8 protein-coding genes are annotated in these 11,133 nt (G+C 32.0%); 7 read left to right on the forward strand and 1 reads right to left on the reverse strand.

Features of this window, described 5'->3' with window-relative positions:
• Positions 1–802: 802 nt before the first annotated feature.
• Positions 803–2,317, reverse strand: a complete 1,515-nt coding sequence (locus ACZIYX_RS22790) for a carboxypeptidase-like regulatory domain-containing protein (RefSeq protein WP_462684571.1) — start codon at positions 2,315–2,317, stop codon at positions 803–805.
• Positions 2,318–3,302: 985 nt separating this feature from the next.
• Here ACZIYX_RS22790 and tssD point away from each other — a divergent pair.
• The 7 genes from tssD (at position 3,303) to ACZIYX_RS22825 (ending at position 10,484) form a co-directional block, all read left to right on the forward strand.
• The gene (gene tssD, locus ACZIYX_RS22795) at positions 3,303–4,073 is read left to right on the forward strand and encodes a type VI secretion system tube protein TssD (RefSeq protein ID WP_462684572.1); all 771 of its coding nucleotides are present in this window, start codon (positions 3,303–3,305) and stop codon (positions 4,071–4,073) included.
• 2 nt (positions 4,074–4,075) lie between these two features.
• On the forward strand, positions 4,076–5,608 hold the full coding sequence (locus ACZIYX_RS22800) for a hypothetical protein (RefSeq protein ID WP_462684573.1): 1,533 nt from the start codon (positions 4,076–4,078) through the stop codon (positions 5,606–5,608).
• 10 nt (positions 5,609–5,618) lie between these two features.
• The gene (locus ACZIYX_RS22805) at positions 5,619–6,665 is read left to right on the forward strand and encodes a toxin-antitoxin system YwqK family antitoxin (RefSeq protein ID WP_462684574.1); all 1,047 of its coding nucleotides are present in this window, start codon (positions 5,619–5,621) and stop codon (positions 6,663–6,665) included.
• 7 nt (positions 6,666–6,672) lie between these two features.
• Positions 6,673–7,761 carry a hypothetical protein gene (locus ACZIYX_RS22810; RefSeq protein ID WP_462684575.1) on the forward strand — a complete coding sequence of 363 codons (1,089 nt, stop codon included), beginning with the start codon at positions 6,673–6,675 and terminating at the stop codon, positions 7,759–7,761.
• Complete coding sequence (locus ACZIYX_RS22815; RefSeq protein ID WP_462684576.1) at positions 7,758–8,531, forward strand: hypothetical protein; 774 nt, start codon at positions 7,758–7,760, stop codon at positions 8,529–8,531. Before ACZIYX_RS22810 ends, ACZIYX_RS22815 begins: the two co-directional genes overlap by 4 nt.
• 118 nt (positions 8,532–8,649) lie before the next feature.
• A complete protein-coding gene (locus ACZIYX_RS22820) occupies positions 8,650–9,423 on the forward strand; it encodes a hypothetical protein (protein WP_462684577.1) in 774 nt (257 codons plus the stop codon).
• A 338-nt stretch (positions 9,424–9,761) separates the two neighbouring features.
• Positions 9,762–10,484, forward strand: a complete 723-nt coding sequence (locus ACZIYX_RS22825) for a hypothetical protein (RefSeq protein WP_462684578.1) — start codon at positions 9,762–9,764, stop codon at positions 10,482–10,484.
• Positions 10,485–11,133: the final 649 nt, after the last annotated feature.

Here is an 11,133-nt window from a genome sequence, read left to right on the forward strand (position 1 = left end):
ATCAACCAAATATTTGTTTTTAAGCACAGTTCATCCCAGTGCATACTGGGATCCATACATACTATTTTATATTCAGGGCGTTTATGGATTCCAACCTACGTTGGAATGACAAACTAGTGGATTCTTTTTTCAACAGAAAGGCAATATCGTTGTTTGAGTAAAGCGTCTGCTTTTTGTCATCGCAGTGCATACAGGGATTCATACACACTATTTTATATTCAGGGCGTTTATGGATTCCAACCTACGTTGGAATGACAAACTAGTGGATTCTGTTTTTCAACGGAAATGCAATACCGTTAATTTAAGTAAAGCGTCTGTTTTTTGTCATCGCAGTGCATACTGGGATCCATACGTACTATTTTATATTCAGGGCGTTTATGGATTCCAACCTACGTTGGAATGACAAACTAGTGGATTCTGTTTTTCAACGGAAATGCAATACCGTTAATTTAAGTAAAGCGTCTGTTTTTTGTCATCGCAGTGCATACTGGGATCCATACATACTATTTTATATTCAGGGTGTTTATGGATTCCAACCTACGTTGGAATGACAAACATAATGGATTCCGTTTTTCAACAGAAAGGCAATACCGTTACTTTTAGTAAAGCGTCTGTTACTTGTCATCGCAGTGCATACTGGGGTCCATACGCACTGTTCCATATTCAGGGCGTTTATGGATTCCAACCTACGTTGGAATGACAAACTAGTGGATTCTTTTTTCAACAGAATGACAAAAAACTTTAAGTAAAACCACGTATTGTATTGTCATTCCAGACTTGTTACGGAATCCGTTTTATAAACTTACTCGGTTTCCTCAGGAGCAGCAGTAAATTCCTTAATTGCAGTATTGGGCTCTATGATATTATATCCTTTCCAGAAATCCGGATTATAGGCAGATAAATATTCGGGTTTTATACTTTTGTTTTCGGTACTGCTTTTATAATCAGTTTCGGTTATGGGTTTAGAATCAAAAACTACGATTTCTATTTTATTTTTGTTAGACATAAGTGCATCTATACCAAGAGATAGTTCATTTTGTTTACGTCTTCCTTTAACGTGTTTGTTTTTTTCAATGACCTTTATTGGGCGGTCAAAGCCAAAAACACTACCTCTGTGCATTTCGAGATACTTAAGATCGTAGATGTTATTTTGACCTTTAGTAAAAATTATGGTATTGCGATACAGGTTATCTTGATACATAATCCCTAAAAGTTTAAAATTTTTAAGGAGTTTTGCATTTTCATAATCTGCCCTAAGGATTGCAAAATCCTGGGTGTTTATATACAGAGTACCTTTAAAATCTCCTCTCCATTTAGGAGTAAATTTAATAATATATACGCTATTATCATTGATATAGGTATAATCTACAAGTTCAAAATTATATCGCCCGGATTTATGTATAAAATCAGATAGTACATCTTTGTTAAAAAACAAACTGGATAAAATACTTTTTAATCCGGATTTTTGATTATCCAGAAAATCGCTTTTATCTTCTTTTTTCTTTTGCCCCTCTATTTCGTTTTTTACTGCGGCGGCTTCTTTATCGTTTTCAAGAATAGAGTCCACTTGTACTTTGGTACCTAATATTCCTGATTTTATTTTTAGATAAGAGTCTGGCTTTACATTATCTTTAAAGATTTTCTCCATCTTTTGGGATATGGCATCCATAGATCCCATATTGTTTTTATCATATAGTTCTGCAGCTTTAATGATGTTTATTTTTGCTTTTTCAGAACTGGTATAAAAATCACATAAGACTTCTGTGTAATATTCAGCTTTTTTAGGAATAATAGAAATTACGCTATCAATAAATTTTTTATTAAGTTCCTTAATAGTAGATTTTTTAAAATCAACCTTCAGTTTTTTAAGGGTATTAAACTCGGATTCTCTAAAAAATAGTCGTTTATGAGATAATTTAAAATCATAATTTTTGGATAAATTATCTTTTACATTATCCATTATTTCATCTACGGTAAGGTTTTTATTAGAAATAAAAACACCTTTTAGCTCTATAGCTTTAGGCTCTATATAAATAATACTATCGGTAACATTTTGAACCGCAATTCCCACTTTTTCATACCCCATAGAAGAGATATAGATAGAATCTGTTTTAGAAAAACTATCCCCTATATTTAGGCTAAACCTTCCTTCTTCATTAGTGATTACTCCTTCATTTTCAGATACTTGTATCGTAGCATAGGGTATAGGTTCATTGGTTTTTTTGTCTACAACCTTAGACGTAATAGTTTGTCCTACTGCGATAGTACTTATAAAACTAATACAAAAAGTGGTAAATAATACGCTTTTATATAACATAATTCTAAAATTTAGGACACCCTATAATACTATAGACAAGATACTATTTTATAAGTTGCTTCCTTTCGACAAAAAGAAGACGATACTAGTATAGAATTGTTACAAAGTATATAGAGGTATTAATTCTTTAGGTTGGATATCCAAAAAGAGATTAAGGACATCCATTTTTGTGCAATCTCCTACAAAAAAGACAAGCTGTACCTCAAAATTTGCCCTACAGATAGCAAAGTTACCCCATGACCAAGTAATGAAGTGGGTATTTCTATACGACCAAGTGGGTACACTGACAAAGTTACCGCGAGCTTTAACAGTTGTAGTACCCGGGGGTACTTATGTAAGTGGGTAGGGGTACTTATATAAGTGGATATCTTTTACATAAAAAAATAAAAGGAAGAAGGTATGCAGAAGAATCTATTAAAAACAACGCTTTTTTCTAAAAACTCAAAAGCCAGAAGTAACTTTTTGTTACAAAATCCCACAATTACACAGTTAAGGGCAAAGCCAGAATATCAAAATAGATGTATTTACCTCAAAAGACCTTCCGTTTGGTCAAAAAGACGAAAATTTTAACCTTAAAAGCAGAATTTTTAACTATACAGGTCGAATTTTTAACCTTCGGGGTTGAAATTTCAAGGTCTTTGGTTAAAAATTCAACTCCCGAAGTTGGATTTTTAACTCTGGTTGTTAAACGCTTCGTCAAAAAGACGTGTCACTTGGTCTATTGGGTTAAACGATGCGCCTTTGGGGTTAAAGGTCTAATCCTGTAGGTTGAATTTTTAGCCTTTGGAGTTAAATGTTCAGCCTGTAGAGTTAAAAATTTGAAGATCAAAGTAGACCTTTTTACATAAAAATCCTTCTGTTATAAGATATTGGACAAAAGGTATGGTAAAACCACAAACTTTTAACGTGCGGGCAAAAAGCCGCAATATTTTGCGTTACTTTGCACCGGTTACCCCACAACCTATTTTGTTAATTGAATTTATAAATGAAAAATAAATCCATACAAACAGAATATACTTTATATATGAACATAAAAGCCAAATTTTATACGCTTGGCACAGTTAGAGAGCTACTGCATACCCAATTGGAGTACAACAGATATTTTAACCCAAAAACAGGTCGGTGTGGTGAGGAACCCATGGGTGGGATCCTTACCCTTTCCTTTATGGCAGGTCATGAAGATGACAGGTTGCAACGCTGGATAATCAAAAGACGAAAAGGGGAGCTCTGCACCCTTACCCAATGTAAAGTAGTATTTTATAAAGGTAGTTTTAACGGGGTCGTGTTTTTGGAGTACAAGTTTAATGACTCTGCACTGGTATCGTGGCATGAATCCTTTAGTACAAATGGAGAAAGCCCAATGATCATAACCCTTAAAATATCTTCGGCAATACACGAGATACGGGGAGTTACCCATGTAAAGCATTGGCAGGAAAGCTATATCCCCCCAAGCAGGCAAATGCCCTATCGGGCGGCAGAAGTGGCAGAAGGAGGACCAGAAATCACAGAAAGCTATTATGAAGACCTGCAAGGCAACACCATCCCAAAAAGAAAACTAAAAACAGGCGACGAGATTTATTATATACTAAAAACCAAAAATGCTACCGGTAAACAAGCAACCATAGATTTGGCAAACAACGCCCTCGATTATGAGTACAACGGGGCAATACTACAAGGCGATTTGTTAACCGTTACCGTTACTGCAGATACCATGAGATTATCGTTAAAAGCAATCACACAACAAACACAAAATTAGTTATGGGCAGAGTATGGTTTACCGATCACCCGCATATAAGTGCAACTTTTGAAGATTTAACCATTGTTACCCCGCGTATAAACAATGCGTATTTTGCACAAAAGGTAGTAACCGCAGGCAGCCCTGCACAAGGAGACACCGCAGCTACCGCACCCACAGTAGCTTTTAATGAGATACACCAAGGTATACTGGGCAGGGATATCTACATACTTGTAGAAACAGAAAATTTTATACCACTTAACCAAAATATACTATCTACAGAAAGAGCAAGCCTAACGGTAACGCTAAAAACAGCAGATTGCAATCTTACCGGTACCGCAGAGCAGACCTTGCAAATTACCGATGGTACTGCCGCTATAGATAGTATTACTGTACAAGTAGGAGATACTACCGCGCTAAACGATAGTAATGGCGATTGCCCTTATGGTAATGTAGATGAGTTTATAGATACTGCTATTATTAAAGTATCTTTGCGCCCTAACACAAGGGCAGTTTTTGATACCTGGGCAGAAAACATTAGCAATGCGGGGCAAGATCTGCCTGCTATAGAAATAGAAATCGCACACGAGGATGCAAACATGATCGTAGCCTATGGTCCAGAAGAGAACCCACAAGGGGTTTGGGTAGCATCTGGTCGTTTTATGAATACCGATGGGCATCGGTTTACGCTGCAAAACAAAAATGTATACGAAATCTATCATGGGGATAATTTGTTTAATCCTTTAGGGACACATACACATAACGGAGAAGTGGTAAGAAGGAGAATTGCAAGTATCGAAAATACTTTTTCTACAGATGTAAAATATTTCTTTTATAACGGGATTGATAATTGCTATGAAATTTGCGAGTGTCCACTTTCTACGGCAAGAAGAAGAAACAATGGGCAAAGAGTTTCAACAACTTTATTTCAATCTACCTATAACAATTTTACGAGTTCTGTTCCAGCTCCTGAAGGTGGTGATGCAGAAACTAATTATCATTATGCAGATGGTTCAATTATTTCATACGGTCAAGCATACGGATATAGACGTTATCCACTTGCTAACCCTAATAATCTTAATGATTTAGTGAATTTAATAAGAATGCCAGATAATTTAAATTTTAATCAAGAAACGGGAAGTAATAGGGTTAGAGCCACATTTACATATAGAAATACAGCAAGAAGATATTGTAATCCAGAAAGTTTTGCTGGTTTTTTAGGAAGCTTGATTCAATTAGATAGAGAAGATATCGTTTGTACAGGTATGTGCTTTGCAGATGCCACCAGTTATCCTAGTGTTACGCACCCTAATGGAGATAGTGTGGATACTGCTTATTTAGCTACTTTAACAAGAGAACAATTAAAAGTTAATGCTTTTAATGATTTTTATTTTGACAACGTTTATAAAGGTTATGGGTATAAAATTATAAATGGTGTTCAAGTAACAACAATAAGTTGGTTACCTTCTCTTACTAACGCAACAGCAATTAGTGGTCATGAAGATCATTTACATGCAGGAGATTTTGATAGTAATAAACTTCTTATTCTTAATTAATATTTAGGTTATGAAAAATATAATAGTACTTATATCTTTTTTGTTTTTTATAACGAATTGTAAAGAACAAAAAACTCAGTCCTTAAATCTTAATAAAGAAAAACTCAATAAAAATTTTATAGAAGAAAGAGATACAGTTACTTTTATAAAAGAAAAACCTCAAAACAAAGATTTTTCTTTTATAGATTCTATGACCCCACTAAAACTACCTATAGGAAATAAATCTTTAATAGAGTATGAGTTTCCAAAAGAGTGGAATTTTGGAAGCCCCTATGATAGTAAAAGAAAAGTATCAAATGATGAAAAAAAAATAAATAGATTACTAGGCTTTTACGAAGGATATAAATCTGAGAAGTATAAAGTTTCAAAAAGAGAAATCAAGAGCCTAAGTTTTTTTTTAAATGTAGAAAATGACTATCGAAATATTACTATTAATTTTGAAAAAATATTCGAATATTCTATTGCTCGGTTTCCCAATAAAAATGATTCTATACAGGTTTTGGGTCTTTGGTTCTCAAAAGAAAGACTTAATCCAGATAAGGAATTTCCGTTTAGTGTCTCCTATGGAGAACTTATTGTAATTAAAGGAAATGAAATTATTGATCAAATTACATTGAATCATTTTGAAGGCAATTATAGTTTAGGAGGGGATTATCGACTTTCATATATAGACAATGATTATATTATTCATACTAAAGATTTTAATTATGGAGAAAATCAAGGTTATTTTATCAGATATGAAAAATGGAAAATTAAAAATAATGGAAAAATTGTAAGGTTTTTTAATCAACAGGATACCATTTTAAATGAAGGAGAAGTAAAAAATCATCTAAAATCGGGTAATTGGAAAGACTTATATTTAGATAGAAATTTAGCTTACAAAAATAAGAAATGGGGTATAGAAAATTTGTATTCATATTCTGAGGGAGAATATAACCAAGGAGAAAAGATAGGAGAATGGAAATTCTATAGTTACAAAAACAATACAAAAGGCGAACTTCTTTACACAGAAACCTATAAAGATGGAGAACTTGTAGAACGAGTTTTTATAAAATGATGAAAACATGATCGTAGCCTATGGTCCAGAAGAGAACCCACAAGGGGTTTGGGTAGCATCTGGTCGTTTTATGAATACCGATGGGCACCGGTTTGCCCTGCAAAACAAAAATGTATACGAAATCTATCATGGGGATAATTTGTTTAATCCAAACAGCAATTTTAATGATCTTGATGATGATGCAAGAAAAAAGCCTATCGGTAGGTTGATTAATCAAAGATCTAATGTTGTAAAATATATTTATCATGATAGTAATGATAACGAACACTTTATCTGTGAGTTGAATAAATTTATAACTATTGGTAAAGAAAATGGGATACATACCACAGGAAATTATCCAACTTATTTACCTTCTTATCGAAGAGCTGTAAACGTAGCAGAAGGATTGGCTAATAATGTTATAACTCCTCAAGATTTAACTCCTCAACAACTTCAAGACTATACTTTAATACAAAATACAATCAGTTATGATAATTTTCAAAATGAAGGAGTCGATGCAAGAATATCCTATGTATTTACTAATGGAGTAATAACAAAGGGATATGGGAATGATTTTCCTGATAGATTTTATGAAAACACCAATAGTATTGAATTGGTTTATGCTCAACACGGAGAAGATCTAATACTAGAAACAATAAATAATTTTTCGTTATTCGAGGGCATAAATTATATTCATGATGATGTTAAGGTTAGATTTGGGTTTTATAAAACGAGAAGGCGCTACTCTAATCCAGATTTTCTTGCTGCGGTTATAGGATCATTAGCCGATTGTAATTTTGAAGAGGTTGTATCTGAGCACGCAATAGACTATAGGGGAATTATTTCTGAAGGATTTTCTTATGAAGATGGAACCTGTTTTCCTAGCACATCTCATGCTAATGGTAAAGCATTTGACACAAACTATTTAATTTCTGAAACACTTGAAGATTTATTAACTAATGCCATGAGGTTTTATGGCATCGATTATCAGGGAAGAGGAGTTACTGGATGGAAACCCAGTATTGACCATAGTCAATATTTAGCCAGACACGAAGGTCACTTACATTCGGGAGGAAGAAATTTTAACCAAAATTTTATTGAAAACATTTTAGAATGAAAATATTATATTTTTTATTAATAATCTTTTATTGTTATAGCTGTAAACAATCCAATCAAAACAATGTTGATCCTAAGATTTCGTTATCTAAAACAAATAACATTTTAGAAGATTCTTTGGAGGAAAATTCTACAAGTAGTTCTATCAATGATAGTTTAATAAATTTTAACCAAAATTTATTAAACAAAATTTATCATGATTCTATACCAATTACAGATTCTATACCGTTTGGAGAAAAAGGCTTAGTAGATATTGATTTTCCAGAAAACTGGGAACTATATTCAAAAACTAACGCTTTTCAGAAAAAATATGATACCATTTATTTTCGTTTACAAAAGATTTTTGATTCTTATAAATCACCAGATCGTTTTGAAAATATAAACTTTACCGTTCTCGAAAAATCTCTTATAAATAGTAACGTATTTTTAAATAAAGAAGAGTCATCAAATCCTAAGTGGAGAATAGTAAATGTTGTTTCTAAATTACCTAACAAACTTAGTAATAATATTTATATATGTACAGGCACAACTTATGACCCTTTGTTGATTTGGGCTGATATTTTAGTAATCAATAAAGATGGAGAAATAAACAGCTTAAATATTTATAAATATAAAGAGTACTCATATAATACAGAACAAAAACTATTTTATATAGATAGCGATTACAAAATTCACATCAAAGAATTTTCAGGAGATGAAGAAAACAATAAATTTCAATCGTATTCTCAATATAATATTTCCCTAGAAGGGAGATTTAAAAAAGTAAAATAGTTGTAATGTTTCTAAATAAATGGCTCTATTTTGCAATGACTCAAGATGGTAAAAAAGGCGAACTTCTTTACACAGAAACCTATAAAGATGGAGAACTTGTAAAACGAGTTTTTATAAAATGATGAAAATACCCATTTATATAGTTTTACTCTTTGCAGTATTATTTTTTTGCAAACAAAAAAGAAGCAACAACGAGATTAATAAATCTCTATTAGAATATAAGGATACGATTGATTTTGATAGTACTATAAATCAAAATGCTGGTCTGGATATAAAATTTTTAGACTCTTTATCCCAAAAAGTAAAACTTCCTTACGGGAAAAAAGAATTGGTTGATTTAGATTTTCCCGATAATTGGTATTGTGGCGGCGGGTATTTAGAACACTCTCTAAAGAAAGAAGGCCTAAATAATCAAGATAGTATCAAATATGCTCAGGGGTACTTTAGAATTATTGAATTTAATAGGAATGATAATGTAATTATTGATTTGAATAAAAGTATAAAGCTAAATGATAGTATAACTTTACAAGCGATAAATAATTTACTTACCACAAAAAAAGAGGATAAGCAAAAAAGAATTACATCTAAAATATCTTTATTTATAAAATTACCAGATTATAAAAAATTTAAAATATATGGTCTTTTAGGAAAAGGAGATTACACGTTTTATAATCCTATTTATATTGTAGTTATAGATGATAAAATTATAGACATATTGGCTTCTTACGAGTATTCAAAATCAGAAACTTTAATAAATAAAAGTATTTACGTAGATGAGGATTATGTTTTCAATTGCAAGACTTTTACTAATATAGACGGATATGAAGTTAGTTCTGGAAACGTGATTTCATATAAAATTTCTGATGAAGGTAAATTTATGAGAGTAGATTAAATACGTATAGGAGCGTTAGCGCAACTAAACTTAAACAACACTACATCTAATGTATATATAGTATCTGAAGGATTTGCATATAAAGATGGTTCTTGTTATCCTAGTAGTGGTCATGTTGATGGAAAAGCAATAGATACGCATTATCTAAATAATCATAATAACCAGCAAGGTTTTATAAATGCATTACATGATTATGGTTTTAATCGAAATATTGTGGGTTGCCAAATGAATTACCAAAATTCTGTTAATGATTGTGGTGCCTATGGTAATATTCATGAAGATCATTTACATACAGATCGATTACAAAATAACAGAATACAATTAATACTGCCCTAATCATGAAAATATCCATTTATATAGTTTTACTTTTTGTAGTATTACTTTCTTGTCAACAAGAAAAACAGAAAAAATTAGAAACTCAATCTTCGGTTTCAGAGAACAGTCCAGTAGAGAAAATAAAGGTTGAAAAAAAAGACACTCTTAATGAATTTCACATTGAAGTTGAGGACAAAAAGAGAATAGATTTACCATTTGGGAGTAAAAAAGTAAAAGCAGCAAAACCTGTAACCGATACTATTTATAAGGTATATAAAGAAGTACAAACAGCTATCCAACTTGCTATAGATGATCTTACATTTAAAAAAACAGATAATTTCAAGAATTTTGAAATACTTATCAAGAAAACAAACGACTCTTTAAATAGATATTTTACAGTTCCATTTTTTTATGGCTTAAAGGACAGGTTGTTTTATTTATCTATTGAATATATAGAAAAAGAAAAGATTAAGTTTTTCTTTTTAAAAACTATTTATTATAACCCTATAAATAAAAAAAATATTGAAAACATTTATCTAATATCAACTGTAAATAATAAAGTAATAGATGTTTTCAATATTTATTATAATTATAAACAATCATTTGGCTTTGGTTCAAGATTCTTTTTTATAGATATTGATTATACTATATATTCTGCTCTTTATGATAATATAGAAGGTGACGTATCTATTAAATCACCTACGAAGTATCACATTAATGATAAAGGGGGATTTGAAAGCTATTAACCTAGATAGAGAAGATATAATGGTTGACATACTACAGTTTCCCTGATATCGCCCGAATCCTTTCGGGTGATGTCAGACTTTGGTAGGTTAGACTAAGAAAATAATATAAAAAAGCCTCCTGACTTCGCGAAATAATTAAAAACGATATTTAAAAGATAACAAAATAGGTAGTAGTAAATACCGAAAACTAAGCATAAAGTAAATCACTCCAAGTCGGGAGACTTTGCCCCTGCTATCGCCCAAATCCTTTCGGGTGATGTCAAACTTTGGTAGGTAAGAGTAAGAAAATAATATAAAAATTTTCCTGATTTTGCAACAGGCGAGCTTAGTTGGGCATTATCTGGGGCTTTAATTGCGTTATTTATGGTAGCAGATGTTATTGCAACGCAAGAGGTACATAAAATAATGAAGGATGTAAAAGACTATAACAAGCTGTTATTAGAGAATGCCAAAACCCCGCTATCGCCAAACCCTTTCTGGGTCACGTTAAAGCAGCGTTGTCATCGTATTGAAAAACGGGATCCATTATGTTTGTCATTCCAACGCAGGTTGGAATCCATAAACGCCCTGAATATGGAATAGTACGTATGGATTCCAGTATGCACTGGGATGAACTGTGCTTAAAAACAAATATTTGGTTGATAATTTT

Source organism: Aquimarina sp., assembly GCF_977115655.1.